Source organism: Roseibium sp. MB-4, from assembly GCF_053005265.1.
Genome location: NZ_JBRKQB010000001.1, coordinates 1240358 through 1265827 on the forward strand (window position 1 = coordinate 1240358; position 25470 = coordinate 1265827).

The window sequence follows — 25470 nt, forward strand, 5'->3', positions numbered from 1 at the left end:
TTGTAGGCGAGTCGTTGATGCGAATGAGAGCGCTTCTGGTACCGGCATTGTGCCTGGGACTTGCTGCGTGCAGTGGGTACCGGCAACCGCCGACAGCGTTTCATGAAACTTTGACCCAGCCGTATCGCCTGGATTCCAGCGACCGGTTGCGCATCATTGTGTTCGGTCAGGACGATCTCTCTAACACCTATGTCATTGATCAAGCTGGTTATATTTCCTTTCCGCTGGTCGGAAGCGTCGCCGCACGCGGTAAAACCCAACAAGGGCTTGCCGCTGAAATTGCAGCCAAACTGCGCCAAGGCTATATCCGTGATCCTGACGTCTCCGTTGAGGTGGACACCTACCGTCCAATCTTTGTCATGGGAGAGGTGCAAAACGCGGGCCAATATAGCTATGTCGCAGGTATGACGGTCCAGAACGCGATCGCAACAGCCGGTGGATTCAGCTCCCGGGCCCGCCAGGAAGACGTCGATATCACCCGCCAGATTAACGGTGAAATCCTAAACGGACGCGTTCCGATTTCGGATCCTGTCCGACCCGGAGACACTATTTACGTTCGGGAACGGTATTTTTGACAAGCCGCGAGTTAACCGCGGACTCATTTCCCTTTGCTAGGGTGCATCCTGACTGCTGAACGGGCTCACCAAGAAGCCTGAAAGCAAAAACAGGGATATTGCACCATGACAACGCCTCCAATGCGGATCGTGCATTGCGTCCGCGCGCCGGTCGGCGGGATTTTCCGTCACGTCCGCGATCTGGCTCACTGCCAGGAAGCTTTAGGACATAAGGTCGGCTTGATATGCGACAGCACAACCGGCGGCGCTTTTGAAGATGCCCAAATAGAAGAGCTGCGCTCGACGTTGTCCTTGGGTCTCGCCCGGTTTCCCATGCGCCGCCAACTCACTGTTCAAGATTTCTCGGCAACCCTCGCCCTATACAGACATATCAGGGATCTGAAACCCACGGTCCTGCATGGCCATGGCGCTAAAGGCGGTGCTTATGCGCGCCTAATCGGCACGTATCTCGGGCTGCGGGGCCAGAGACCAGCACGCATCTACTCCCCACACGGGGGCAGCCTGCACTATCATCCTCACAGGCTTGAGGGTCGTGTCTATCACACGCTTGAACGCCTTCTGGGACGGATAACCGACGGCCTCATTTTTGTCTCCGATTATGAGAGCGCTGCTTATGAGACGAAGATCGGTTCCGCACGCGCCACAAACCGCATCGTCTATAACGGACTGTCCAAACAGGACTTTGAGCCGGTAAATGCAAATGAAGACGCAGCCGACTTTGTGTTCATCGGCATGTTGCGTGATCTCAAGGGGCCAGACCTGTTTATCGAAGCACTCTACAATCTGCGCCTGAAGCTCGGGCGGGCTCCGTCTGCTATCCTGGTTGGAGATGGCCCGGATGAAGGGCGATACCGCGAAATGGTCGAGAAACTCGGCTTGACCGGGGCCGTAACCTTTACAGGTCCGATGAAGGCACGCGAGGCCTTCAAACTTGCAAAAACGGTCGTCATCCCGTCGCGGGCCGAGGCCATGCCTTACATCATTCTGGAGACGGTCGCGGCCCAACGTCCCTTGATAGCAACGCGCGCAGGCGGAATCCCGGAAATATTCGGCAAATTCGCCAACCGCCTTATCGAGCCGGGTCACATCACACAATTGACCCTTGCCATGGAAGACGCCTTGGCAAACCCTGAGAAGAAACAGGCAGAAGCCGTTGAAATGCGGCCCTGTCTTGCAGAGACCTTTTCCACGGATTTGATGACCGATCGCATCAATTCGGTCTACATGGAGGCACTGGGGATCGCACCAAGCGACGTCCCGGCTCAACAACCCGAGCTCGCGCCCAATCAAGCCACTTCCCTATCATCTGTCTATGCGAGATCGAGCCAGCGATAATGAGCGAACCCGCATACGATAGAGCCGAACAGGGAACGGCGGCCAGCGCGCCAACGCCTGCCGCTCAACCGGGCGTCAGGGGGCACCTTGAAAACCGGCTGCGCCAATCTCCTCTGGCCTCAAGAGAAGCGACCAAGATCTCGTTCGAAGATTTTGCGAACACCAATCTGTCGCTTGATGCGCTGGATATTGCCAAAAATCTCGGAACACGCGGAATTTCGGTTCCGGTGCTCGGTGGCTCGGTTCGTCTTTTTGATATTCTGATCATTCTTGCCTCAGCTGGGATCGCACTTCTGACCGGGCCCAGCACTGGCAGCCCAACCGGCATCCATGCGCTCGCCGCTGGCTTGGCAGTTCTTTTCACGCTCGCCTTCTTTCAAGCGTCCGATGTCTACCAGGTTCCGGTCATGCGTCAGCGCCTGGCCCAAATCGGTCGGGTGTCGGCGGGTTGGACACTGGTCTTTGCAATGTTTGCAGTTTTACGAAGTGCGACTGGTATTGGGTCCAGTGTCTCTGACGCCTGGATCGGTGCCTGGTACAGTATGGGCCTCGTCAGCCTTTGCATCTCACGGCTCGTGCTCTCGCGATTGGTGCGGGGCTGGACGAAATCTGGAAGCTTGGAACGGCGCGCCATCATTGTTGGTGGCGGTACGGCCGCCCAGGAACTGATCCACGATCTGGAAGCCCAATCGGATAACGATATTCGGATTTGCGGCATCTTTGACGACCGTTCCAACGATCGGTCGCCGCCAGTCGTGGCCGGCTACCCGAAACTCGGCAACATCAGCGCTCTTGTGGAGTTTGCGCGCCTTGCCCGCATCGACATGCTGATTGTTTGCATTCCTCTGCGCGCGGAAAAACGTGTGCTGGAGCTTTTGAAGACCCTCTGGGTGCTGCCGGTCGACATCCGTCTATCGGCACATACCGACAAGGTGCGGTTCCGTGATCGGGGCACATCCTTCATCGGAACGGTCCCCTTCGTCGATGTCGCTGAAAAGCCGATCGCCGATTGGGATATGGTTGCCAAGCGGATCTTCGATGTTGTGTTCTCGCTGATCGCGATAGTTTGTCTTGCACCGGTGATGATTGGAACCATTATTGCCATCAAGCTGGACAGCAAGGGCCCGGTTATCTTCCGGCAGAAGCGGTATGGCTTCAACAACGAGATCATTGAGGTTCTGAAGTTCCGATCCATGTACACGGATATGGCAGACCCGGACGCAAAGAAGGTGGTGACCAAGGGCGACCCCCGGGTGACAAAGGTTGGGCGGATCATCCGCAAGACGTCGATCGATGAGCTGCCGCAGCTGTTCAACGTGCTTGCCGGAAGCCTGTCGCTCGTCGGCCCCCGCCCCCATGCGGTCAATGCCCACACCAACAATGAAACCTGGGACGACGTGGTTGACGGTTATTTCGCGCGCCACAAGGTCAAGCCGGGGGTGACTGGCTGGGCACAGATCAATGGCTGGCGCGGAGAGGTCGATACACCTGAAAAGATCCAGAAGCGCGTTGAATGCGATGTCTACTACATCGAGAACTGGTCGATCCTGTTTGATCTGAAGATCCTGTTCCTGACGCCCTTGAAGCTGTTGAACACGGAGAACGCCTATTGACCGTTTGGGCCGCCCATGACGGGCGGGCGCTGACGGCCCCGCCCCCGTTCGGCCTGTCGGTCAGATCGCTGGGCAATGGCGCATTGTGGCTGGCGGCCTTCCTGTCAGCTTTCGTGATCGAAGAACCGGCTCCTTACGAGCTCTACATGGTGGCTCTGACCGTCATCTGGCTCGCGTGCGGGCTCAAGTTGCGCCGTGAGTTTGCACCGCTGATCGTCCTAATGATGGTGTTTACAGCCGGCGGCCTTGCGTCCGTGCCGTTCGCAGAGGATTTTGGCGATGCGCTCATGTATGCCGCCGTTTCCGGATTTCTTGCGATCACGGCGATCTTTTACGCCGCGATCCTGAGCGACAAACCCGAACGCAGCCGGATCATTGAGCGCGGCTACATTATCGGTGCGGTAATTGCCGCCCTTTTTGGGATAGCCGGCTATTTCAACCTGTTTCCAGGAGCCGAGTATTTTACCCGCTTCGACCGCGCGCGCGGAACCTTTCAGGATCCGAACGTGTTTGGTCCGTTTCTGGTACTGCCAACCCTTCTGCTCATTCAGAGATTTTTGCGCGGCCCCACCTTGCGCAATCTCTATGTGCTACTGCCGCTGAGCATCCTGCTCTTAGGCATTTTCTTGAGTTTCTCACGCGGTGCCTGGGGTGTGCTCTTGGCGTCGCTGCTGCTGCTTTACACGATCCAATTGGTGACCGAACAGAACCTTGCCCGCCGAGGCCGGCTGATCCTGATCGGCATGGCCGGCGTCTTCTTTTGTGCGCTCCTCATGACAGTCGCCTTGTCGTTCGAGGCTGTCTCGGACATGTTTTCCCAGCGGGCCCGTCTGGTGCAGGACTATGACGGTGGACGCCTTGGCCGGTTCGCCCGTTACGCGATCGGCTTTCAGCTTGTTATGGAGCATCCTCTGGGTCTTGGCGCGCTGGAGTTCGGCAAAACCTTCGGTGAGGATGAGCACAATGTTTATCTCAAGGCCTTCACCACCTACGGCTGGATGGGGGGCATTGCCTATATCGTCATGGCCATATGGACGGTCTGTGCGTTCCTTCCGCTGATCTTCAAATCCCGTCCGTGGACCCCGTTTGTGCAAGCTGTATTTGCGGTGTTTGTCGCGCACTTGCTGCTGTCCGTCGTTATCGACACCGATCACTGGCGGCATTTGTTCATGCTTTATGGCCTTGCCTGGGGGCTGATCGCAGCAGACAAGCTGGAACGGCGTAGTTGGCGGCGCAGCGCTCTGCAGACGCCCATTCCTGACTGACATCCAGAGCTTTTGAACGCTCCCCCCTCCATTCCTGACGCTTCTTCCGGTGCGCGTGACAAGCTGGGCAAAACCATGGGACGCCTGCCAACAAGCATCTTGCGCAGGGATTGCGAACACGATAGTTAGGTCGGGTTCGGGCAGTAGCGCAGCCTGGTAGCGCACTTCACTGGGGGTGAAGGGGTCGTCGGTTCAAATCCGGCCTGCCCGACCAACATTTTCAAGACAATTTTTTGAATACCTAGCTTGAATTCCGTTTTGTTTAGCTAAACAAGACCAATGCAACTGTTCATGTCAGATTTGGAAGCGTACCGGCGACAAGCCGATTGAGCAGTTTGGACAGGCTGTCCAATTCAGCACTGGACCATCGGTCTCCTAACGCTGCACGCGCGTGCTTCGCAAAGGTCACTTTCGCCTCACCCAATCTGATAGCCCCCGATTTGGACAGAACGACATAGGCCAATCGCGCGTCCCGGATATCGGCCTCACGGGTCACAAGCCCAAGCTTTTCCATCGGTGCGGCCATCCGCGTGACCGTGGAGGCACTGACATACATGCGCTTGGCCAGCTCGACACGGGACAACCGATTGAGCGGTGCTCTTTGAAGATGCATGAGCAAAAAATACTCATTCACGGAAAGACCGTGAACAGCGGAAAACTCACCTGAGAGCTTTGCCCGAAACTCATCTGCCGATTGCATAAGCCTCAGTGCGTTGATTGTGTAAATATCTTCCATTCGGCTTTTTTATTGCAATATGATTGCATCTGCAAGCATATTGCAATAACTACTACCTCATAGGATGGAGCCCAGGGAGTTTTCTAATGGACTATGAAACCGTGTTTTCCGGTGTGAGCTCTCTGGCGATGCTCGGCTGGGTATTGTTGTTGATTTCGCCCCTCATCCCGAAGTGGTCAGACCGTATTTCAGGCTACGCAATCCCAGCCCTTCTTGCCGTTAGTTACGTCGCAATCGTGGGCTTTTTCCCTGTCTCTGAAGGTGGCTATGGGAGTTTTTCCGCGGTTGTTCAACTGTTTTCAAATCCAAACGCGGTTATGGCGGGCTGGATCCACTTTCTGGCATTTGACCTTTTTGTTGGTGCATGGATGTGTCGGAGTGCCCGTGCCAAAAATATGAGCTTTTTGTTGGTTCTGCCCTGTTTGCCGGTGACCTTTATGTTCGGACCCGCCGGGTTTTTGATGTTCGTCGCGCTGGGAACTTTGCGATCGGCACTCGGTACTGATGCCAGGGTAAATGACGCTGCTGTATAAAGGCAGCTGTTCTCCGAGCAAAAAGCCCAATTGCTCCTTGCCAATTCTTTACCTCCAAGCTGCCGAAAGGCTCGTTGCACTTTGTAACTTTGCGGAATTGCCGTGCCGGTCCAAGCATGCTTTCATAAGCCTTACCTTAAGGCAGCTATTTCGCTTCGATAAAACATTGACGGCCTGATGTGTGTTACCTCAGACCACAAGCGGGAAATTGGTTGAGAAAGAATACGACAGCCTTTCCAACCAAAACAGCGGGGCCGGTAAGAACGAGCATTTAAGCGGGGAGATACCATGTGCATTATCTGCGGCAGCCCGGTGGCTGACTTCTCACTGAGCTATAACTCGGACGGAAAGAAGACCGGCAGCTTGAGTTGGACCGCCGAACGGACGCAAGGCGACTACAACATTGTCAGTGATTTTGTGCTGTACAACCCGCTTCCGAAATGGGGCACGAGCGGCACCCCGGGCACATCCGGAGGGGAAGTTACCTGGAGCTTTGCAACAACAACGTTGAGTGGAACTGTCGGCGGAACCCCCTACGCCTCCGACGCCGCGATCACGGACCCGAATTTTCAACAAGCGGTGCGCCAAGCCTTTGATGCTTGGGCGCAAGTGGCCGATATCAGCTTCCGGGAAGTGACGGATGCAAATTCTGTCCAAATCAGATTTGCGATGGATGCAATCGACGGAGTGAGCAACACACTAGGGTTTGCAGACTCTCTCTTTTCCAGCAGTGACGGTGGAGCCACCTACACAACCGATTCCGTCCAAGTGATCTTTGATACGGCAGAAAACTGGAACACCACCGCTTTCCTGAGTACGGCAATCCATGAAATCGGACACGCTTTGGGCATTGGGCACAGTGAGGATCCGAACGCGATCATGGCTGCTGTGGTCGTTAACGAGAATTATGGCACGTCACTGACGCAGGATGACATCAACGCCGTCCAGGCGATCTATGGGGCGGCGACGACGACCCCAACAACTCCGACGGTTACGATCCCAGAAGTTGATTTGGGGGTCTACCGCTTCTTCAACAGCTCCACCGGCACACATTTTTACTCAGCAAATCACACTGAAGCCGTTTCAATCAGCACCAACTTGGCGCAATACAGCTATGAAAGCGTTGCCTACAAAAGCGTGAACAGCACCGATGCGAATGCGGTCGAGTTCTACCGTTTTTACAATACGGAAACCGGGACGCACTTTTTCACTGCAAGCGCTGCGGAACGGGATTCCGTAATCTCCACGCTCTCTCAGTTCAATTATGAGGGGGTCGCCTATCACCTTCACAGCACAGCCGATGCAGATGACATCGCACTTTATCGTTTCTTCAATACGGACACCGGCACTCATTTCTACACGGCGAATGAGGCCGAAAAAGACAATGTGATCGCCACGCTGTCCCAGTACAATTATGAGGGGATTGTTGGCTATGTTGATGTCGCATAGGCGGCATACCGACTGCTTGAATATCTGAACGGGAAACTGGTTTCATGGTTGGATCCGAGGCGCAACTGCTTGGCATTCAAGCATAGATGACACACGCGCTATGGCCGTCCTTCGGCATTGCCCCATATTCAGTGCATGACGCATAAACCTCTATCGTTTCTCCGCCGGAAACCGGGATGGCTGGGAATTACAGGCCCAACAGTTTTCACGCTTTTGGCCATTTTGTCTTCTGCCGCCGCAGCACTCGAACAGCCGAGTTACAAGGTCCTCTCGTCCGATGGCCCAATCGAGATCCGGCAGTACAAGGATATGGCTGCCGCAGCGGTGACCGTTGTGGGCGATCGAAGCGCCGCGACCCGCAAGGCTTTCAGGATCCTGTTCCGCTACATCTCTGGCGATAATCAAGGCAGCAACAAAATCGAGATGACAGCCCCCGTCCGCCAGCAAGCGGAGCCGGCGGAAATTGCAATGACCGCCCCGGTCACGCAGCAGCAGGCTGGGAATGGAGAGTGGCGTGTCGCTTTTTACCTGCCATCAGAATACACGGTACGCACTGCGCCACGGCCGGATGATGACCGGATCAGGATTGTAAATGTAAAAGGAAAGAAGGTCGCCGCCATCCGGTTTTCCGGCATGTGGACCGATCGAAACTTCAACCGGCATTTGCAGACGCTAGAGGAATATCTCTCCAAAAACAGCTTAAAGGCAGCTGACGCGCCCGTTTTCGCCTATTTCAATGCGCCCTTTACACTGCCGCCCTTCCGGAGGAATGAAGTCCAAATTCCTTTGTCCCGATAACAACAGCGAGTGTTGCGTCGGTTTTTTTTTAAAAAGGCCCGCTATCAGCCAGACACCCGTCACTCTCAAGCCACTTCGCGGCCTTCTTCCAGACGCCCGAGAAAATCCGACAGCCACGCTATTTCCTTTAGATAAACTTCCATGCTGAGCGATGCGAGCTCCATCAAAAGGCTTTGCGGATCCGGGTCATCAAAGCCTGTTTCCAGCAAAAACCCTTGATATTCTTCATGAAACCGTTCCGGCAATTGCATCTCAGCCCCCTGTTCTTCCGCCGTCATTTTTTTGAGACAGCGCCCTTAGCAGGTGTGAGCCGATCTTAGGAGGGGGACCGCACCTCGCCTCATTGTCAAAACTGTCCTTTCCTCACAATCCCCAGCCGATGTCCTCACACAGAACCTCGACCTGCGGAAAACCCGTTCTGCGGGTGGCCCGAAACCCTTTTCGCTTGTATTTCTCAAAAAATATCGTGCGGCCCTTGCGAATCGTAAAAAGCGCCGCCCCCGCCCGCCCAGTACCCAGAGCCTAGAATGAGCCACACATCCGATCTTGAATTTAATCCCCTTTCTGATGCATTCGCGCAGGATCCTCATCCGTTTTACGCGGCGCTGCGCGCGAAGGAAGGTTTGACTTATTTTGAGGATTTTGATGTCTGGCTGGCCACGCGTTTTGACGATGTCTCGGAAATCGTGATGAGTGAACACATGGTCCGGTCCATGGAGCACATCGCGAGTGCAGAAGAGATTGCAAAACAGAAGCGTGATGGAAACTGGCATGACATGCCGCATCATTCCCGCTTCGTGCAATTTTCCCTGCTCGACAGCGACGGCGACGTCCATGACCGGCTGCGCAAGCAGGTGTTCAAGCTGTTCACTCCGGTGATGGTCAACAAGCTGCGCGACGAGATCCAGGCTTATGTCGACAGCCTCGTTGACAGTCTGGCGGACAGCCAAGAGATCGACTTCATCGAGGAACTCGCTGCCCATGTTCCAGGTCACATTATCGGCCGCATTCTAGGGGTTCCGGACGCGGACTGCCCGCAACTGCGCATCTGGTCGGAGAACATCGTTCAATACTTCGATATCGACCGGTCTGACGAGCGCAAGGACCTCGCCGAGCGCAACACAACCGAATTCTATCATTACCTGTCGAACCTGAAGCGCCAACGCGAAGCGGCGCCAAAAGACGATCTGATTTCGGTGATGATCGAGGCCCAAAAGGCCGGCCACATGAACGAGGACGAGTTCATTTCAACCGCCATGCTCATACTGATGGCCGGGCACGGATCGACCATCGACGTTCTGGGCAGTGGCATGCACGCGCTTTTGAAGTTTCCGGACCAGATGCTGCGGCTGCGGGACGATCAAAGCCTGATGAAGACGGCGGTCCAGGAAATGTTCCGCTATGAATCGCCCCTGCCCTTTTTCCATCGCTATGTGACACAGGAGATGGACGTTTGCGGCCAGAGGTTCGAACGCGGCACAAAGTTTGGCGTTCTCTATGGTTCCGCAAACCGCGATCCAAAGCAGTTTCCAAACGCAGATACCTTTGATGTGGGTCGGTCCCCTAATTGGCACATTGCCTTTGGGCGCGGCGCTCACTTTTGCCTCGGCAATCACCTCGCCCGGCTCGACATGGATATCATCTTCTCAACCCTGCTGCGCCGGTTTTCAAAGATCGAACTGGCAGCAGAAGATGTTCGCTACAAACGCGGCTTGTCGGTCCGAGGACCGGAAGCACTGAAAATTCGCTGGTCGCCTTCCTGACAAAGGCTGTAATCTGATTGCCATTCAAGCAGGTTACCTAGGCCGCCTATAGCAACGGAGAATTCCATCCTCATGCGCTTCACCAAAGCAGCTTCGATTGCCGCACTCGCTGTGTTGTCTACTTCCGTGATTGCCGACACGATTGAGCTTGGACCGCGTCCCTATTACCTGATCGACCAGATGGCCGAAGGTCCGCTGAAGGAAAAACTTGAGGCCTGCATCGGTCAGCCGCTGAGAAAGACCGACTTCTCGATTGGCCATCGGGGCGCGCCGTTGCAGTTCCCAGAACATACAACAGAGAGCTACAAGGCTGCTGCTTTGATGGGCGCAGGGATCCTGGAGTGCGATGTCACCTTTACCAAGGACAAGGAACTTGTCTGCCGACACGCACAGAACGATCTCCACACGACCACCGACATCTTGGCGACAGATCTGGCTGGTAAATGCACCAAGGGGTTCAGCCCTGCAGATGGCAGCACAAAAGCCTCTGCAGAATGCAGGGCCTCTGACCTGACGCTTGCCGAGTTCAAGACACTCCAGGGCAAAATGGACGCTGCCGACACGAGCGCCACGACCGTTAAAGCCTATATGGATGGCACAGCGGGATGGCGCACGGACCTTTATGCGGCAACAGGCACATTGATGACCCATGCGGAATCGATTGCCTTGTTCAAGGACCTCGGCGTCAAGTTCACACCGGAACTCAAATCGCCGTCGGTGGATATGCCGTTCGACGGTTTCAGCCAGGAAGACTACGCGCAGAAACTGATCGACGACTACAAGGCCGCCGGCGTTCCGGCCTCTGATGTCTTCCCCCAGTCGTTCAATCTCAATGATGTTCTTTACTGGATCGAGAACGAGCCGGAGTTCGGAAAACAAGCTGTTTATCTGGATGGCCGCCGGGACCTGAACCCGTCCGACCCGAGCACCTTTTCGCCGTCCATGGCCGAACTGAAGGCAATGGGTGTCAACTTCATCGCTCCCCCGCTTTGGGTTTTGTTGACGCTGGACAAAGGGGAAATTGTTGCCTCTGCCTATGCGCGCGCCGCCAACGAAGCAGGGCTTACCCTGATCACCTGGACACTGGAGCGCTCCGGTCCGCTCAATACGGGCGGCGGCTGGTACTTTCAGACGGTCAAGGATGCGATCGACGGTGATGGCAAGGTTTATGAAATGGTCGATGTCCTTGCTCAGGACGCCGGTGTTGTCGGTCTTTTCTCCGACTGGCCCGCTACAACCACATTTTACGCCTCCTGCATGGGGTTGAAATAGACCTTGTAAATAGTGAGCTTCTAGCCACCAAGATGCGATGCGCGCGTAGATTGATAAGTCCTTCTTTACGTGTGCATCGCTAAAGTCCTTTGGAGATTTCAGTCCAATGGTGTTTTCAGATGAAGATCTTTCCAACCCCGAGCATTGATGCTCAGGTGCTGATGGAGCGTTATGAACCGCTTTCCGGTAACGCAGTCTTGGAAATGATCGTGCGCGCTGCCGTCGCCGCCGGGCTGCCTGCCGAAGAGTGTAAACTTCTAAAAACATCAACAGAGAAGGATATCCGGGTTCTCTGCGGCAACTACCGCATTTTTGTGACGCAAACAGTGCCGTTTGAAGCGAGCGCTCAGCTTGAAACAGCGCTCAACAGCTTCTCCGTGAAGTCAAGTTTTCCGGAAGCTGCTGACGTTATTGAGGCGACGACAGCCTATACACAAATCTCCGTCTACAAGGGGCTTATCCCAGTCGGTGCTTTTCCTGAAGGGGCTTTGCAAGAGATCGGTGAAAGCGTTGCAACCTTCACTGACAGCAGCGAGAGCCAAATGGCGATGGCGATTGTGAAGTCTGTCACGGACAGCATCGCAAATGCGTCTTCTCCAACTGCCATTTTCTGGATGCCCAGTTTGTTCCTGATGACACCAGACACTTTCAAACTGGTGGCGGATGAAGACACACCACTTCTTCTTTATGTTCACCCCCACCTTTACGGTGAAACGTCTCCGCTCACCGGTGAACAGCTCATTGGCGTGATCGGCTCGGGAGCCCCGTCTATCATCGGTTATTCGGTGGAATTCACGCCTTCCAAACTGCCAACCGGTTACCTCATTGAACGGCTTTATTCGTTCATTGGCTTCACACTCAAACGCGGGAAGGTGTTTCCAAGTGGAGATGTTTTTGGTTCAGACGAAAACGAAAAAATTCAGGTGTTTCACCACCCTCCGCAAGACGGCGGCGCGCCGCGCCTTGAACTGAAAGTGGTCCATAATCCGGCCCTTGGTGTCGAGCGAGACCCTGTTCCCACGATCTACAAAGAATACGATACCGAAGGTGCCCTGACAGGCGAACGCATTGACGGGGCAGAAGAGGTTGTTCTTGATCCCGACGATCCGATTGACGCGGCCATTCTACAGCAACTTAACCGCCAGAAAACTGGCGAGACTTCGGCTGCCACGTCGGCAAATCGCGTAAAGCCAATTCGCCGGCCGCCAGCCGCATCTTCGCCGGAAGCTTCCCAGCCAGGTACACAGCCTCGACGTCCACGCGTGGTCGGCGATGAGACGGCTGGTGGGGCATCAGAAGCTGGGCCGAAAAAACGCTCGTCCATGGATGAGCTCCGTCAGATCGCGATTGCTGCACAACAGGCAAACGCCAGCGATCAACCCTCAAAGGGCGGCGGATTTCTTGGGCGGTTTTTAAAGCGGAAATAGCGGGACTGTTAGCGCGCCCGGTCCAGAGTGCGCTTGCACTCCAGCAACTCGAACAAGGTGGACTGCAGGCGGCGGATATCTTCTTTCGAAATCGCTTTCGCAGGACCAGCTGCCGCGCTCTCCGGCTTTTCACCCCGCAGGCGACTCAAAATACCAAACCCGCTGCTACCCTGCCCGTCAGCAGGTTTGTCGGCTTCATCGTCGATGACATCGTGCGGCACCGAACTTGAGGGCATTGCCCCAGTGGCCGTTTGGCCGGGTGTTGTTTCTTCTTTTAAAGGAGCTGGTGCTGAAGACGTGATCTGCTGGTTGACGATGAGTGGATCGGCATCCTCGCGCCAGATTTGCATGACGAACTTCGGACCCTGCTCTTTCAAAATCCGCTGTACACCCTTGATGGTGTAACCCTCACCATACAGAAGATGGCGGATTCCCTTGAGGAGCTCAACGTCATCCGGCCGGTAATAGCGTCGGCCGCCGCCCCGTTTCAGCGGTTTGATTTGCGAAAAGCGGGTTTCCCAGAAACGCAGCACATGTTGCGGCAAATCCAGATCCTCAGCGACTTCGCTGATGGTGCGAAAAGCGTCTGGGCTTTTGTCCTGTGAGCTCATGCAACCCGTTAGCTGCCGGTCAGGGCGTCGTTAATCCGTTGTTTCAAGACATTCGATGGCTTGAAGACCATCACACGGCGCGGGGAAATCGGAACTTCCTCACCGGTCTTCGGGTTGCGGCCGATGCGCTCCCCTTTGGAACGGACGACGAACGACCCGAAGCTAGACAATTTTACCGATTCTCCCGTCACGAGACAGTCGGAAATTTCGGAAAGAACTCGCTCCACCAATTCCGAAGATTCGGTCCGCGAAAGACCCACCTTCTGATAAACGGCTTCACACAGATCCGCTCGGGTAATAGTCCGGTTGCCCATAACCCCTCCTCAGGACGCCATTGATCTGGCTGATTTTACACAGAAACTCTGCTGCAGGCTCTCACGGTATTGCCTCAAGGGGACCCGGTCAACAGGAACTCTTAATAGGGCTGCGATTTGTTGCCTGCACTGTCAGAAGTACTTACCAGCGCAAAAGCACAGAGCCCCATGTAAATCCACCGCCCATCGCCTCAAGCATGATGAGATCGTCTTTTTTGACACGTCCGTCCCGAACGGCCAGATCCAGCGCCAGCGGAATGGAGGCTGCGGACGTGTTTCCGTGCATCTGAACGGTGGTCACGACCTTCTCCGGCGCAATCTTCAACTTCTTTGCACTGGCGTCGATGATGCGTTTGTTGGCCTGGTGTGGAATAAACCAGGTCAGATCCTCGGACGTCAGGCCAGTGGCGGAGTATGCATCTTCAATCACATCCGTGATCATACCGACCGCATGTTTGAAGACTTCCTTGCCTTCCATACGCAGATAGCCAACCGTCTGGGTCGAAGACGGCCCGCCATCAACAAAGAGCTTGTCCTTATGACGGCCATCCGAGCGCAAATGCGACGTGAGAACACCCCTGTCGGCCGTATTGCCTTCGCCATCTGACGCTTCGACAACCACAGCCCCAGCGCCGTCACCGAACAAGACGCACGTGGTCCGGTCGTTCCAATCCAGAATTCTGGAAAAGGTCTCTGCGCCAATCACGAGGCAGCGTTTGGACATTCCCGCGCGGATATAGGCGTCCGCCGTCGTGAGCGCATAGACGAAGCCGGAGCAAACCGCGTGGACGTCGAATGCGAAGCCATGGTTGATGCCGAGCCGAGCTTGCACGGAAACGGAGGTCGCCGGAAACGTGTTGTCAGGCGTAGCAGTGGCCAGGATGATCGTATCGATGTCGTCGGCTTTCCGGCCAGCGCTGTCCAGGGCGCGCAAAGCAGCTTCTACTGCGAGATCCGAAGTCACCTGCCCTTCAGCAGCAACATGGCGCTGCTGAATGCCGGTGCGCTGAACGATCCAATCGTCCGAAGTGTCGACCATCTTGGCCAGATCGCTGTTGGTCAGGATTTTTTCCGGCAAATAACTTCCGGTACCAGTAACGATTGAACGGATAACGCTCACAAATCACCTTCCGATGTCGGCGCCGCTTCAGCGAAGCGCCCGCGATGGTAATGCACAAGATCTTGCGCGATCTTGTGCGTCAGTTCGTTTTTCACCATGTCGTAAGCCAGATCGATGGCCGATGCGAACCCTTCCGCATCCGTTCCGCCGTGGCTCTTGATGACAATGCCGTTGAGGCCAAGGAACACCCCGCCGTTGACCTTGCGCGGGTCCATTTTCTCGCGCAGCAGGTCAAAAGCGCCCTTGGCAAATAGGTAGCCGAGTTTCGACATGAAAGTGCGGTTCATGGAAGAGCGCAGGTAACTGCCGATTTGTTTGGCTGTTCCTTCTGCTGTCTTCAGCGCGATATTGCCGGCAAAACCTTCGGTGACAACCACGTCGACCGTGCCGGCGCCCAGGTCATTGCCTTCGACAAAGCCGGAGTATTGCAAGGAGCGTAGCGGCGTTTCGCGCAGCAGGCGTCCCGCCGTGCGCACCTCTTCCAGTCCCTTGACCTCTTCAACGCCGATGTTGAGGAGGCCAACAGTGGGTTTTTGAATGCCGAACAACGCTCGCGCCATGGCTCCACCCAAGATGGCAAAATCAATCAACTGCTGAGCATCTGCACCGATGGTCGCGCCGACGTCGAGCACGACGGATTCGCCCCGCAAGGTTGGCCAAATGGCTGCAATCGCCGGGCGCTCGATGTTGGCCATTGTACGCAAGCAGAATTTGGACATGGCCATCAACGCGCCGGTGTTGCCAGCGGAAACGGATACGGCGGCATCGCCGGTTTTCACGGCCTCGATGGACTTCCACATGCTGGACTTCCACCGCCCCTGGCGCAGCGCCTGACTGGGCTTGGTGTCCATGGCGATGGAGACTTCGCAGTGATGAAAAACGGAGGCATCGCGCACGCGCGGGTACTTGTCGAGAAGTGGACGGACGACGTTTTCATTGCCATACAGCAGGAACCGGATATCTGGATGCCGGACAAGCGCAATTTCAGCGCCCGGGATTACGACCTCGGCTCCGTGGTCGCCTCCCATGACATCAAGTGAAATCGGAATCGTTTTCGCCATTTAGAAAGTCTTTAAACGTTTACCGGCAAGGCGGAGATTGCCTCGCTGTCACAGATGTTGAACCGGTCCCTAAGGGGTCTTGAACCGGGCGCGAACATAAAGGTTTTGGCTGAGGTGACAACCGTTTTCCTGCCAATGCATGGCAGCTTGCACGAAAAAGCTCCCGCTTACGCGTCGGTAATCGCAGGCACATCCCGTTCGGCTTTACTTCTGGGGCGGTTCTTTCAATGCACTGAGTGCAGCAAATGGAGAGGGTTTGCCGGTTTCCTCAATTGACTCTGAAGGATCAGCGTCTTCCTCGCCGCCACCCTCAAACTCAACACCGGGTCTACGCGGAAACGGATCAAGCGCAAGCGCAAGCTCTTCACATATGACGTTGCCAAGGTCCAGCACGCCGTCCGTTATGACATCGGGCGGATCCAGCGATTCAAGATCGATCTCGATTTCACCGTCCTCATTGAGATCGCGAATTTTCCGAGGCCGGCTGGAATGCGGCTCAAACGTCCGGTCAATGTCGAGTTTCAGTTCCTGTATGAACGGCTCCAAAGAAACAACGCAGGTCTGCTCCAGTTCAGCCGTGATGTGTCCTGCAACCCGCAGTCCGGCTTTCCGGTACGGCTTTAGAACAAGATCTGCGACAAGGCTTTTGACGCCATCGAGGTCATAGGCTGTCGCAATCGCAGCCCGGTCCCCCTCGTTTGCCGTCACCGTTATTTTCTCATCCTTGTCCACGACCCGCGCCGCGTTCACCTTATGGCTGTAAGGAAAGGTTTCATTGGCCATATCTTTTGAGGCTCGTCTTTTTGTTCACTTTTCAGACAGGAAGGGTGCAGGATCCGGCCAGCTGATGTTACCGTTCAAAAGGTCCTGCGTATCTTGCCCCGTCAGCTCCGCAGCGGCAGCGATGACATAGCGAGCAAGACGTTCCTGAGCAATCGGCTCTTCTTTGTCCGTGTAGATGTTACGGCCAAGGGCCTGCGCGAGATCCTCAGCGTTTCCGGATTCAACGGCTGCCATATAAGCGTCCGCGCGGCCAAAAAACGCCTCGCCCATCTTCCGGACTTTCTTGGGAACGCGTGTATCGCTTACGCCCATTTCGCGCAAGGACGCATCCATGTCCTGAAAGAAGAGATCAAAGACATCCTGCGTGAACTCGGCGACCTTCTTGCCTTCACCCTGCATGCGCTTAAAATAAAGGACAGCGTGCAATACGATGAGGTCGAAACGCCCATCTATTGTGTCGGGGACAAGAAAATCCGTGTAAAAAACGGGCTGCCGTGCTTGAGCCACGATTTCACAGTAGGTTTTGTGTTCGGCGTCACGAGATCTGCGGCGGAACAAGCCGAGGATCATGGCGGTCTCCTTAGAATTCAGGTGTTGCCTTGTGCCCTATCCCACGATAGTGACTTTGCCAAGCAACGAAATTGACATACAGCCGGACTGATCTGGCATTACGGGACTTCATAGATGAACTTCAAGGCTTGCGCCCTGTTACTCCCCTTGATGGCAACTCTGCCCCTTGGTGGCTGTTTTACATCTACCTACACGCACGGCCATGTCATCACGTCCAACATGATGAGCCAGGTTCAAGTCGGCTCAAGCCGCGAACAGGTAGAACTTGTTTTGGGTTCGCCGTCGACCAGGTCAAGTCTTGACGGCGATGCGTACTACTACATCTCGCAAAAAACCGCGACGACAGCCTTCCTGGCACCCGACATCGTCGAACAGCGGGTTGTTGCCGTTTACTTCGATGAAGATGGCTTTGTGAAGGACATGGGCAACTACACCCTTGAAGACGGCAAGATCGTCGACATTGTGACCCGGACAACCCGCACCGGCGGCGCAGACTACGGCTTCCTCAGCCAGATCCTCAAGGGCGCGGCGAACCCGGGCCTGGGTCTATAAGCCGCACACTTTTTGGACAAAGAAAAAAGTCCCGGTCTTTCGACCGGGGCTTTTCTGTTTTCTTGGCTTCGACGCCGATCAGTGCGCCAGTACCGCGAGCAGCAAGAGCGCCACGATGTTGGTGATCTTGATCATCGGGTTCACCGCGGGACCTGCAGTATCCTTGTAGGGGTCCCCTACGGTATCACCGGTGACAGACGCCTTGTGCGCTTCGCCGCCCTTCTGGTGCGTCACACCGTCTTTATCGGTGAAACCGTCCTCAAAGGACTTCTTGGCGTTGTCCCATGCCCCGCCGCCGGCGGTCATGGAAATCGCCACGAAGAGACCGGTGACGATCACACCAAGCAGCATTGCGCCGAGTGCAGCAAAAGCATCCGCAGGTGTTGCAACCGCACGCACCACAAAGAACACGACAATTGGCGAGAGAACCGGCAGCAGCGACGGGATGATCATTTCCTTGATCGCCGCCTTTGTCAGCATGTCAACCGCCCGGCCATAGTCCGGCCGTTCCGTGCCTTCCATGATGCCCGGCTTTTCCTTGAACTGGCGGCGGACTTCCTCCACCACGGCCCCTGCCGCCCGGCCCACAGCAGTCATCGAAATGCCGCCGAACAGATACGGCAGCAATCCGCCAAACAACAGACCGGCAACGACATACGGGTTCGACAGGGAGAACAGGGTGTCCACGGAGATGCCGTAGAAGATCGAACCTTCCTGCGCATTGGCGCTGAAGAACTTCAGATCCTCCGTGTAGGCAGCAAACAGCACCAGGGCACCAAGACCGGCAGAACCGATCGCATAGCCCTTGGTCACTGCTTTCGTGGTGTTACCAACCGCATCGAGCGCATCTGTTGTGGTCCGGACTTCTGCCGGTAGATCCGCCATTTCAGCAATACCGCCGGCATTGTCGGTCACCGGGCCGAATGCATCGAGCGCGACGACCATCCCCGCAAGCGCAAGCATCGTCGTCACCGCGATTGCGATGCCGAAGAGCCCGGCAAAGGCATACGTCGACAGAATGCCAACGATGATGATGATTGCCGGAAGCGCTGTTGCCTCGAGGGAGACCGCAAGACCCTGGATCACGTTGGTTCCGTGTCCGGTTACAGAGGCCTGCGCGATGGACTTCACCGGCCGGTAGTCTGTACCGGTGTAGTACTCCGTCACCCAGATGATGAGGCCGGTCACGATCAAACCGATCACGCCGCAGATGAAGAGATCGAACCCGGTGAAGCTTGCGCCGCCGGAGGTCGTATACTCGGTCCCTGCGCCCAGCCAGCCGAAGACGATGATGGCCAGGGCAACCGCAGACAGGACGGCGGTGGCGATAAAGCCTTTGTAGAGTGCGCCCATGATGGAGTTGTTTTCGCCGAGTTTGACGAAGAACGTTCCCATGATGGACGTGACCACGCAGCTGGCTCCGATCAGGAGCGGCAACAACATCAACTCGGTTGCCTGGGCACCGGTGAAGAAGATCGACGCCAGAACCATCGTTGCAACCACGGTCACAGCATAGGTTTCGAACAAGTCGGCCGCCATACCGGCACAATCGCCCACGTTGTCGCCGACGTTGTCCGCAATGGTTGCCGGGTTGCGCGGATCATCCTCCGGAATACCAGCTTCCACCTTGCCGACGAGGTCACCGCCGACATCCGCACCCTTGGTGAAGATGCCGCCGCCAAGACGGGCGAAGATGGAAATCAGAGATGCGCCGAAACCGAGCGCCACCAGCGCATCGATCACCACACGGTCACTGGCGGCGTAGCCGATTGGACCGGTGAGGATCATGTAGTAGACAGCGACGCCCAAAAGTGCGAGGCCGGCAACCAAAAGGCCGGTGACAGCACCGGCCTTGAAAGCAACTTCCAGTCCCGCACCCAGGCTTTGGCTTGCGGCCTGGGCGGTGCGCACATTGGCCCGGACAGACACCATCATACCGATGTATCCGGCGGCCCCGGATAACACGGCCCCGATGAGGAAACCGATTGCAGCAGGTCCGGAAAGCAGGATCCATGCAAGAACAAAAACAACAGCACCGACAATGGCAATCGTTGTGTATTGACGGTTGAGATATGCGCTGGCCCCCTCCTGGATCGCTCCAGCAATCTCCTGCATGCGGGCGTTCCCCGCGTCCGCTGCCATAACGGACTGAATTGCCCATGCGCCGTACGCGATGGACAAGAGGCCACAAATAATGATGACGACAAGCTCGATCATGCTTCCTCCCAAGGCTGTGGCGGGCGGTGTTGTTGTAGTTTTACCCGCCAAATCGCCTCACACCTGAATTCCCCAGCGTGAAGCAACTGCACGATAGCAGCAAAGCAGCGCGGGGCGTCAAGCACTTCGATTGTATTATTTCTATATGCCGTTGCGTCATTAACTTGCGCAGCGCAGCAATTATGCTGCAACGGCGAAGTGAATTTGCGCAGAGACTTTAAGCGGTTGTAACGGCTTTTCTTTCTGCCAATGCGAGCCAGACCAACAAACCGATGCACAACACAACGAACGGGAACACAAGGATGTTAACCGTCGCCCAGCCGAACGCGTTGAGGAGCGCGCCGGACGAGAAGGACGCTGCCGCAACGAATCCAAAGACGAGGAAATCATTGACGGCCTGAACGAGGTTGCGCTCTTCCGGACGATACGTATCGGTCAGCATGGCCGTTGCACCGATAAAGCCAAAATTCCAGCCAAGGCCAAGGAGGATCAAAGCCGTCCAGAAATGGGCAAGCTCCAGCCCCATGAGGGCGACAACGGCACAGCCGGCCAGAAGCGCCAGACCGATCGAGACGATGCGCTCCTTGCCAAACCTCGCAATCAAGCTGCCGGTAAAGAAGCTTGGGCCGAACATGGCCAGAACATGCCACTGGATTCCAAGCGCAGCGTCCGTTTCGCTCAGTCCGCAGCCGATCATGGCAAGCGGTGTTGCGGTCATCACAAGGCTCATCAAAGCGTAGGAGCAAATGCCACACGCAGCCGCCACGATGAAGCGCGGTTGTTTCATGATTTGCCCAAGTGGCCGTCCACCAGCCTGCTTGTGGCTTTGACGCGGCGGCTTCGGGATCTTGATAAAGGCCAGCAAAAACATGGCGATCAAGGCGAGGCCAGCCTGTGCAACATAGGTTCCGGCAAAGAGGATAGGCGCAAACATGTCCTTGGTGGCAATGACGGTTTGTGGTCCGACAACACCGGCAAGCACCCCACCGGCCAAGACCCACGAGATCGCCTTGGGCTTGAATGCATCGCTCGCCGTATCGGCGGCGGCAAATCTGTATTGCTGGACAAAGGCTCCTGCGAAACCACCCAAACCGCACGCAAAGGAAAAGAGCAGAAAGTGGTTCAGCAGCACAGCGTAGGCGGCAAGCAGACCAGAGGCAACACCCACCAACGCAGAACCCATGAATCCGGCCCGGCGGCCGAAACGCCGCATGATGATCCCGGCAGGAATCGTGCCAAACGCGGTTCCGAGAACCATTGCGGATACAGGTACAGTCGCCAGCGCCTTGTCTTCGTCGAGCATCATGTACCCGACCAACGACCCCGTCGTGATAACGATGGAAGCGGATGCCCCTCCAAGCGCCTGGGCCAGAGCAAGAAGAACAGCATTTCTTTTGGCCAAACGGTCGTCGACAAAGGCGTCTTGCGCAACAGCAGTCATTAATCAGGATCTCAAACGGGACAAGGCCTCAGGGCGTATTCGCCTTTGGCGCGGGAAAGACACCTTGCCTATCACGCTTGCGGGAGCTCGCAAAGCACCGCGGCTCCTTTTTCGATCAAGTTGAAGCAGGCCCTCTTAGAAGTGCCTGAAACCGTTCTGAAGATCAGCAGATACGGGAGCACCGTAGTCGAGCAGGTTTACCGTCCCCTCGCCCTCCACGACCTTGCCGACGGCAGTCACTGGGCACCCGAGTTCGGAAGCTTCCGCCGAAAAGGCCTGCGAAACGGCCTCAGGAACCGACACCAGAATTTCGTAGTCGTCGCCGCCATTTAGACACGCGAAAAAGACGTCCGGAGCCGCGCTCTTCAGATGTGTCAGCGCAGGTGACAACGGCACAGTTTCCAGATTGATCTGGATCGCCGAAGAGCTTGCAGAAGCCATATGGCCGGCGTCCGACAAGAGACCGTCAGAAATGTCCATTGACGCATTGGCGTACTTCACGACCAAGGGTGCCAAACGGGTGCGCGGCCGCGGCAGCAAATAACGATCTAGAAGATGCGCTTCATGGTCGGCGTGAAGCCCGGCTGCAGAGGCAAAACCTCTGTCGAGCCGCGCTTTAAGGCCTGCTGCGGCATCCCCGATCGTGCCTGTTGTGAAGACAATATCACCGGGTTTGGCACCGCACCGGCGGACGGCTTTCCCGCTTGGTACTTCACCTATCGCGGTAATAGATGCCTGCAAGCCATTGGAAGATCGTATGGTATCACCACCAAGGAGTTGAATATCGTAAGCGGCCTGATCGGCAGCCAGTCCCCTGCAGAAGCGCTCGAGCCAATCCGCCGTCCAGCCTTTGGGCAGCGCTATGCCGAGAAGATAACCGCGCGGCGTGGCTCCCTTTGCTGCCAGATCGGAAAGATTGACTCGCAAAGACTTGGCTGCAATGGCCTCCGGGGCGTCTTCGGCAAAGAAGTGAACATCAGCCGCCAGAACGTCTTTTGTCAGAACGAGATCGAAACCCGGCCGGGGCTTGAGAACCGCAGCATCGTCCGTCAAACCAAGACTGCCGGGGTCTTTTGCCAAGGGCGCAAAAAACCGCTTGATCAGCTCAAACTCTCCGGGCCGGTCGGCCGCCATGTTCAGGCCTGTCCGTCCGCGTCCTTGACGTGGAACTCCGGGCTGCGCAGCTCGTGGGCCAACCGGTCCAATACACCGTTGACCAGTCCCGGTTCATCATCCTCGAAGAACGCTTTTGCGACATCGATATATTCGGAGATGATCACCTTGGCCGGCACATCCCGGCGCCTCAGAAGCTCATAGCCGCCAGCGCGCAAGATGGCCCGAAGCAGGCTGTCGATACGCTTGAGCGGCCAGTCTTCCTTCAAGGCAGTATGGATGTAGGGATCCAGGAACTTCTGGTCCGCAACAACGCCCGCCAGGATGTGCTTGAACCATTGCTCGTCGGCGTCGCGATACTGTTCGCCATCGATTTCCTTGCCCAAACGAAACGCCGTGTATTCGCTCACAACATTGGTCAGCGGTGCGCCGCCAATATCCATTTGATACAGAGCCTGAACGGCAGCCAGACGGGCAACGCCACGCTTGTTGGCGGGGCGGGTTGCGTTGTCGTTTTTTTGTCGTGCCGGTTTGTCCGGGTCGGCCTTTCCGGTCATTTTTCTTATACTCCGAAGCGCTCGCGCAGGGCGATCATGTCAAGAGCTGCCTGAGCCGCGCCTCCGCCCTTGTTCTTGTCGCCAACTTTTGCGCGGGCCCACGCTTGTTCGTTGTTTTCGACTGTCAGAATACCATTTCCGACAGCAAGATCCGCATCGACGATCAAGTCCATGATCACGCGGTTGGATTCATTTGCCACGATGTCGTAATGCGTGGTCTCTCCGCGGATCACGACACCCAGAAGAACAAAACCATCGTAGAGTGCGCCCTCGTTCTCCATGGCCGTCATGGCCATCGACAATGCTGCAGGAATCTCCAGAACACCAGGGACGGCCACACGCTCATAAGTCGCACCCGCCGCTTCTAGCGTTGCGATAGCGCCTTCGGCGAGGGAATCGGCGAGGTCGTCATAGAAGCGGGCTTCAATGATCAAGAGTTTCGGTGCAGCGCTCATAGCTTGATCCTTTGTAAGGCCGCGACAGGAACCACGTCTGCCCCGGTTTGTCCAGTGTCATTCCTGCAAGACCGTTAAGACCGGACGGCATAGCTGCCATCTGGTTCCGCCGATCCGATGTGCTCGGGTCCAGGCTTCAGATCTGCTTGAAAGTGTTGGGACCGTCCCCTACCCGGTCTTGGTGAATTCCGCAAGACGTGCCGCATAGCGCGCCATCATATCCACTTCCAGATTAACGAGGTCCCCGGCCTTGCTCTCTGACCAGTTGGTCACTTCCAGCGTGTGCGGGATCAGGAAGACGGAAAACAAAAGCCCGTCGACCTCATTGACGGTCAGCGATGTGCCGTTGAGTGCCACGGATCCTTTTTTGGCGATGAATTTGGCGACATCCTCCGGTGCACGAAACTGGAAATAGACGCTGTCGGGATGATCTTCGCGCTTGGTGATTTCGGCAACACCATCAACGTGGCCGAGAACGAGGTGACCGCCGAGCTCTGCCCCCATGGTCAGCGAGCGCTCCAGATTAAGCTTTTGCCCCTCTTTCCAATCGGAGACATTCGTCAACGCCAGGGTTTCGGCGGCAGATTCAACTTCGAACCAGTTACCGCCTGAACTGTTCTCCTTGGCTGTCACCGTGTGACAGACGCCGTCACAGGAAATGGACGCCCCGATATCGAAGCTGTCCGTGTCGTACACGGTCTTGATGCGGGTTCGCTTGCCTGCCGGAATGTCCAACGCGGACTGAATCTCGCCGAGGTCGGTCACAATACCGGTGAACATGTCAGGCTCCACTCTTTCTGAGGTAAGTATATCGGTCGGCCCCAAGGTACCGGGCTCCGATTGAGGCAAATTGGGGGTCGGTCAGGACATTTGCAAGATCAAGGTCATGCAAGGCAGGTATGCCGCCCTCGCCAATCTCGATGTCTCCGGTGACAACACAAAGATCGTCCACCAGCCCGGCGTCCAGGAAAGAGGAGGCAAGCCGTGCGCCGCCCTCCACCATCACCCGGGTCACACCGCGCGTTGCAAGAGCGCTCAAGATCACATCCGGGTCGATGCCGGAAGGTGTGGCCGGTACGCGGATGATATTGACACCGGCTGCAGCCAGCGCATTGACCTGATCGGCATTTGCCCCGTTTCCGCATATCAGCCAAACGGGGACGTCCACACAGGTCCGGACAAGTTTGGAATTGAGCGGAAGCCGGGCTTGCCGGTCGACCACCACCCGAACCGGCGAGCGGGCATACAGCCCGGGCAAACGGCAGGTCAGTTGGGGATCATCGGCCAGCGCGGTGCCGATGCCAACCAGGATGGCGTCTGATGCTGCCCGAAACCCATGGACCATACGCATGGAGATCGGCCCGGATATCTTGATCTGGCCTTCCCCTTCCCGGCCAATGAAGCCGTCTTTTGACACTGCGAGCTTTAGGAAAACGGATGGCCGATGCCGGCGCTGCCGGTAAGTAAAACCTCGGTAGAGATCTGTGAGGGCTCGCTCCCGCACGCCTGTGACAACCTCAATGCCAGCATCCTGAAGCATGCCGACACCCCGTCCAGAGACACGCGGGTTCGGGTCCAGCATTCCGACAACGACCCGCGACACACCGGCTTCGATAAGCGCGAGCGAACACGGAGGCGTGCGTCCGTAATGCGAACAGGGCTCCAGGGTAACGTAGCACGTTGCGCCTTTGGCCAATTCACCGGCCTGGTTGAGGGCGTTGACTTCCGCGTGCGCCATTCCGGGCCGGGACGTGACGCCGCGTCCCACAAGCACAGGGACGCCGTCGGAGTTTTCATGGACGATCATGGCGGCGACAGACGGATTTGGCCAAACGCGGCCAAGCCCCCGCCGGGCCAGCCGTTCAGCGGCCGCCATGAACCGGTTGTCGGTTTCTGTAATTGAAGACATA

At 56.3% G+C, this 25470-nt stretch carries 26 protein-coding genes and 1 tRNA gene; 12 read left to right on the forward strand and 15 right to left on the reverse strand.

Annotation, left to right across the window (positions count from 1 at the left end; all coding sequences use genetic code 11):
• Nucleotides 1–17 precede the first annotated feature (17 nt).
• From ACVDG4_RS05760 to ACVDG4_RS05780, 5 genes are all read left to right on the forward strand, one after another.
• Nucleotides 18–575 carry a polysaccharide biosynthesis/export family protein gene (locus tag ACVDG4_RS05760; protein ID WP_133950516.1) on the forward strand — a complete coding sequence of 186 codons (558 nt, stop codon included), beginning with the start codon at nucleotides 18–20 and terminating at the stop codon, nucleotides 573–575.
• 105 nt (nucleotides 576–680) lie between these two features.
• The gene (locus tag ACVDG4_RS05765; protein ID WP_447234338.1) at nucleotides 681–1910 is read left to right on the forward strand and encodes a glycosyltransferase; all 1230 of its coding nucleotides are present in this window, start codon (nucleotides 681–683) and stop codon (nucleotides 1908–1910) included.
• Nucleotides 1910–3523: an undecaprenyl-phosphate glucose phosphotransferase gene (locus tag ACVDG4_RS05770; RefSeq protein ID WP_447234339.1), complete on the forward strand. Its 1614-nt coding sequence runs from the start codon at nucleotides 1910–1912 to the stop codon at nucleotides 3521–3523. Before ACVDG4_RS05765 ends, ACVDG4_RS05770 begins: the two co-directional genes overlap by 1 nt.
• The gene (locus ACVDG4_RS05775; protein ID WP_306146779.1) at nucleotides 3520–4788 is read left to right on the forward strand and encodes an O-antigen ligase family protein; all 1269 of its coding nucleotides are present in this window, start codon (nucleotides 3520–3522) and stop codon (nucleotides 4786–4788) included. The genes ACVDG4_RS05770 and ACVDG4_RS05775 overlap by 4 nt, the downstream gene beginning before the upstream one ends.
• Nucleotides 4789–4925: 137 nt before the next feature.
• Nucleotides 4926–5002, forward strand: a tRNA-Pro gene (locus tag ACVDG4_RS05780).
• 75 nt (nucleotides 5003–5077) lie between these two features.
• Here the strand turns inward: ACVDG4_RS05780 and ACVDG4_RS05785 are convergent.
• Nucleotides 5078–5524, reverse strand: coding sequence for a MarR family winged helix-turn-helix transcriptional regulator (locus ACVDG4_RS05785; protein ID WP_447234340.1), 447 nt, complete (start codon nucleotides 5522–5524; stop codon nucleotides 5078–5080).
• Nucleotides 5525–5610: 86 nt separating this feature from the next.
• Between ACVDG4_RS05785 and ACVDG4_RS05790 the strand changes: the two genes are divergently transcribed.
• From ACVDG4_RS05790 to ACVDG4_RS05800, 3 genes are all read left to right on the forward strand, one after another.
• Nucleotides 5611–6057: an ABA4-like family protein gene (locus tag ACVDG4_RS05790; RefSeq protein ID WP_447234341.1), complete on the forward strand. Its 447-nt coding sequence runs from the start codon at nucleotides 5611–5613 to the stop codon at nucleotides 6055–6057.
• A 288-nt stretch (nucleotides 6058–6345) separates the two neighbouring features.
• Nucleotides 6346–7506, forward strand: a complete 1161-nt coding sequence (locus ACVDG4_RS05795; RefSeq protein ID WP_447234342.1) for a matrixin family metalloprotease — start codon at nucleotides 6346–6348, stop codon at nucleotides 7504–7506.
• 135 nt (nucleotides 7507–7641) lie between these two features.
• Entirely contained in the window at nucleotides 7642–8304 is a 663-nt protein-coding gene (locus ACVDG4_RS05800) for an SOUL family heme-binding protein (RefSeq protein ID WP_447234343.1), read from the forward strand.
• A gap of 65 nt (nucleotides 8305–8369) precedes the next feature.
• Here ACVDG4_RS05800 and ACVDG4_RS05805 read toward each other — a convergent pair whose 3' ends face one another.
• Entirely contained in the window at nucleotides 8370–8555 is a 186-nt protein-coding gene (locus tag ACVDG4_RS05805; protein WP_420338047.1) for a hypothetical protein, read from the reverse strand.
• A gap of 276 nt (nucleotides 8556–8831) precedes the next feature.
• On the opposite strand from ACVDG4_RS05805, the gene ACVDG4_RS05810 reads away from it, so the two are divergent.
• The 3 genes from ACVDG4_RS05810 (at nucleotide 8832) to ACVDG4_RS05820 (ending at nucleotide 12766) form a co-directional block, all read left to right on the forward strand.
• A complete protein-coding gene (locus ACVDG4_RS05810; RefSeq protein WP_447234344.1) occupies nucleotides 8832–10067 on the forward strand; it encodes a cytochrome P450 in 1236 nt (411 codons plus the stop codon).
• A gap of 72 nt (nucleotides 10068–10139) precedes the next feature.
• A complete protein-coding gene (locus tag ACVDG4_RS05815; protein ID WP_447234345.1) occupies nucleotides 10140–11339 on the forward strand; it encodes a glycerophosphodiester phosphodiesterase family protein in 1200 nt (399 codons plus the stop codon).
• Nucleotides 11340–11458: 119 nt separating this feature from the next.
• Nucleotides 11459–12766 carry a hypothetical protein gene (locus ACVDG4_RS05820; RefSeq protein WP_447234346.1) on the forward strand — a complete coding sequence of 436 codons (1308 nt, stop codon included), beginning with the start codon at nucleotides 11459–11461 and terminating at the stop codon, nucleotides 12764–12766.
• Between the two features lie 8 nt (nucleotides 12767–12774).
• On the opposite strand, the gene ACVDG4_RS05825 is transcribed toward ACVDG4_RS05820, so the two are convergent.
• From ACVDG4_RS05825 to ACVDG4_RS05850, 6 genes are all read right to left on the reverse strand, one after another.
• Entirely contained in the window at nucleotides 12775–13377 is a 603-nt protein-coding gene (locus ACVDG4_RS05825; protein ID WP_447234347.1) for a MerR family transcriptional regulator, read from the reverse strand.
• Between the two features lie 8 nt (nucleotides 13378–13385).
• The gene (locus ACVDG4_RS05830) at nucleotides 13386–13691 is read right to left on the reverse strand and encodes an integration host factor subunit alpha (RefSeq protein ID WP_040451807.1); all 306 of its coding nucleotides are present in this window, start codon (nucleotides 13689–13691) and stop codon (nucleotides 13386–13388) included.
• Between the two features lie 142 nt (nucleotides 13692–13833).
• Complete coding sequence (locus ACVDG4_RS05835; protein WP_447234348.1) at nucleotides 13834–14811, reverse strand: beta-ketoacyl-ACP synthase III; 978 nt, start codon at nucleotides 14809–14811, stop codon at nucleotides 13834–13836.
• Nucleotides 14808–15872 carry a phosphate acyltransferase PlsX gene (plsX, locus tag ACVDG4_RS05840; RefSeq protein WP_209177536.1) on the reverse strand — a complete coding sequence of 355 codons (1065 nt, stop codon included), beginning with the start codon at nucleotides 15870–15872 and terminating at the stop codon, nucleotides 14808–14810. The genes ACVDG4_RS05835 and plsX overlap by 4 nt, the downstream gene beginning before the upstream one ends.
• A 204-nt stretch (nucleotides 15873–16076) precedes the next feature.
• Complete coding sequence (locus tag ACVDG4_RS05845; RefSeq protein WP_447234349.1) at nucleotides 16077–16655, reverse strand: YceD family protein; 579 nt, start codon at nucleotides 16653–16655, stop codon at nucleotides 16077–16079.
• Between the two features lie 24 nt (nucleotides 16656–16679).
• The gene (locus ACVDG4_RS05850; protein ID WP_447234350.1) at nucleotides 16680–17225 is read right to left on the reverse strand and encodes a ubiquinol-cytochrome C chaperone family protein; all 546 of its coding nucleotides are present in this window, start codon (nucleotides 17223–17225) and stop codon (nucleotides 16680–16682) included.
• 114 nt (nucleotides 17226–17339) lie between these two features.
• On the opposite strand from ACVDG4_RS05850, the gene ACVDG4_RS05855 reads away from it, so the two are divergent.
• Entirely contained in the window at nucleotides 17340–17777 is a 438-nt protein-coding gene (locus ACVDG4_RS05855) for an outer membrane protein assembly factor BamE (RefSeq protein ID WP_008197254.1), read from the forward strand.
• Nucleotides 17778–17855: 78 nt separating this feature from the next.
• Here the strand turns inward: ACVDG4_RS05855 and ACVDG4_RS05860 are convergent, their stop codons facing one another.
• The 7 genes from ACVDG4_RS05860 to ribD form a co-directional block, all read right to left on the reverse strand.
• Nucleotides 17856–19994 carry a sodium-translocating pyrophosphatase gene (locus tag ACVDG4_RS05860; RefSeq protein WP_447234351.1) on the reverse strand — a complete coding sequence of 713 codons (2139 nt, stop codon included), beginning with the start codon at nucleotides 19992–19994 and terminating at the stop codon, nucleotides 17856–17858.
• Between the two features lie 217 nt (nucleotides 19995–20211).
• Nucleotides 20212–21435: an MFS transporter gene (locus tag ACVDG4_RS05865; RefSeq protein WP_447234352.1), complete on the reverse strand. Its 1224-nt coding sequence runs from the start codon at nucleotides 21433–21435 to the stop codon at nucleotides 20212–20214.
• Between the two features lie 135 nt (nucleotides 21436–21570).
• Entirely contained in the window at nucleotides 21571–22569 is a 999-nt protein-coding gene (thiL, locus tag ACVDG4_RS05870) for a thiamine-phosphate kinase (RefSeq protein WP_447234353.1), read from the reverse strand.
• A 2-nt stretch (nucleotides 22570–22571) separates the two neighbouring features.
• A complete protein-coding gene (nusB, locus tag ACVDG4_RS05875) occupies nucleotides 22572–23105 on the reverse strand; it encodes a transcription antitermination factor NusB (protein WP_447234354.1) in 534 nt (177 codons plus the stop codon).
• A gap of 5 nt (nucleotides 23106–23110) precedes the next feature.
• Entirely contained in the window at nucleotides 23111–23560 is a 450-nt protein-coding gene (ribH, locus tag ACVDG4_RS05880) for a 6,7-dimethyl-8-ribityllumazine synthase (RefSeq protein ID WP_306146759.1), read from the reverse strand.
• Nucleotides 23561–23728: 168 nt separating this feature from the next.
• On the reverse strand, nucleotides 23729–24340 hold the full coding sequence (locus ACVDG4_RS05885) for a riboflavin synthase (RefSeq protein WP_447234355.1): 612 nt from the start codon (nucleotides 24338–24340) through the stop codon (nucleotides 23729–23731).
• A gap of 1 nt (nucleotide 24341) precedes the next feature.
• The gene (gene ribD, locus ACVDG4_RS05890; protein WP_447234356.1) at nucleotides 24342–25469 is read right to left on the reverse strand and encodes a bifunctional diaminohydroxyphosphoribosylaminopyrimidine deaminase/5-amino-6-(5-phosphoribosylamino)uracil reductase RibD; all 1128 of its coding nucleotides are present in this window, start codon (nucleotides 25467–25469) and stop codon (nucleotides 24342–24344) included.
• Nucleotide 25470: the final 1 nt, after the last annotated feature.

What these genes read in the sequence shown, in the direction of transcription:
- ACVDG4_RS05760 (WP_133950516.1), top strand. Translation starts at nt 18, where the DNA reads ATGCGAATGAGAGCGCTTCTGGTACCGGCATTGTGCCTGGGACTTGCT.
- ACVDG4_RS05765 (WP_447234338.1), top strand. Translation starts at nt 681, where the DNA reads ATGACAACGCCTCCAATGCGGATCGTGCATTGCGTCCGCGCGCCGGTC.
- ACVDG4_RS05770 (WP_447234339.1), top strand. Translation starts at nt 1,910, where the DNA reads ATGAGCGAACCCGCATACGATAGAGCCGAACAGGGAACGGCGGCCAGC.
- ACVDG4_RS05785 (WP_447234340.1), bottom strand. Translation starts at nt 5,524, where the DNA reads ATGGAAGATATTTACACAATCAACGCACTGAGGCTTATGCAATCGGCA.
- ACVDG4_RS05790 (WP_447234341.1), top strand. Translation starts at nt 5,611, where the DNA reads ATGGACTATGAAACCGTGTTTTCCGGTGTGAGCTCTCTGGCGATGCTC.
- ACVDG4_RS05795 (WP_447234342.1), top strand. Translation starts at nt 6,346, where the DNA reads ATGTGCATTATCTGCGGCAGCCCGGTGGCTGACTTCTCACTGAGCTAT.
- ACVDG4_RS05800 (WP_447234343.1), top strand. Translation starts at nt 7,642, where the DNA reads ATGACGCATAAACCTCTATCGTTTCTCCGCCGGAAACCGGGATGGCTG.
- ACVDG4_RS05805 (WP_420338047.1), bottom strand. Translation starts at nt 8,555, where the DNA reads ATGCAATTGCCGGAACGGTTTCATGAAGAATATCAAGGGTTTTTGCTG.
- ACVDG4_RS05810 (WP_447234344.1), top strand. Translation starts at nt 8,832, where the DNA reads ATGAGCCACACATCCGATCTTGAATTTAATCCCCTTTCTGATGCATTC.
- ACVDG4_RS05815 (WP_447234345.1), top strand. Translation starts at nt 10,140, where the DNA reads ATGCGCTTCACCAAAGCAGCTTCGATTGCCGCACTCGCTGTGTTGTCT.
- ACVDG4_RS05820 (WP_447234346.1), top strand. Translation starts at nt 11,459, where the DNA reads ATGAAGATCTTTCCAACCCCGAGCATTGATGCTCAGGTGCTGATGGAG.
- ACVDG4_RS05825 (WP_447234347.1), bottom strand. Translation starts at nt 13,377, where the DNA reads ATGAGCTCACAGGACAAAAGCCCAGACGCTTTTCGCACCATCAGCGAA.
- ACVDG4_RS05830 (WP_040451807.1), bottom strand. Translation starts at nt 13,691, where the DNA reads ATGGGCAACCGGACTATTACCCGAGCGGATCTGTGTGAAGCCGTTTAT.
- plsX (WP_209177536.1), bottom strand. Translation starts at nt 15,872, where the DNA reads ATGGCGAAAACGATTCCGATTTCACTTGATGTCATGGGAGGCGACCAC.
- ACVDG4_RS05845 (WP_447234349.1), bottom strand. Translation starts at nt 16,655, where the DNA reads ATGGCCAATGAAACCTTTCCTTACAGCCATAAGGTGAACGCGGCGCGG.
- ACVDG4_RS05850 (WP_447234350.1), bottom strand. Translation starts at nt 17,225, where the DNA reads ATGATCCTCGGCTTGTTCCGCCGCAGATCTCGTGACGCCGAACACAAA.
- ACVDG4_RS05855 (WP_008197254.1), top strand. Translation starts at nt 17,340, where the DNA reads ATGAACTTCAAGGCTTGCGCCCTGTTACTCCCCTTGATGGCAACTCTG.
- ACVDG4_RS05860 (WP_447234351.1), bottom strand. Translation starts at nt 19,994, where the DNA reads ATGATCGAGCTTGTCGTCATCATTATTTGTGGCCTCTTGTCCATCGCG.
- ACVDG4_RS05865 (WP_447234352.1), bottom strand. Translation starts at nt 21,435, where the DNA reads ATGACTGCTGTTGCGCAAGACGCCTTTGTCGACGACCGTTTGGCCAAA.
- thiL (WP_447234353.1), bottom strand. Translation starts at nt 22,569, where the DNA reads ATGGCGGCCGACCGGCCCGGAGAGTTTGAGCTGATCAAGCGGTTTTTT.
- nusB (WP_447234354.1), bottom strand. Translation starts at nt 23,105, where the DNA reads ATGACCGGAAAGGCCGACCCGGACAAACCGGCACGACAAAAAAACGAC.
- ribH (WP_306146759.1), bottom strand. Translation starts at nt 23,560, where the DNA reads ATGAGCGCTGCACCGAAACTCTTGATCATTGAAGCCCGCTTCTATGAC.
- ACVDG4_RS05885 (WP_447234355.1), bottom strand. Translation starts at nt 24,340, where the DNA reads ATGTTCACCGGTATTGTGACCGACCTCGGCGAGATTCAGTCCGCGTTG.
- ribD (WP_447234356.1), bottom strand. Translation starts at nt 25,469, where the DNA reads ATGTCTTCAATTACAGAAACCGACAACCGGTTCATGGCGGCCGCTGAA.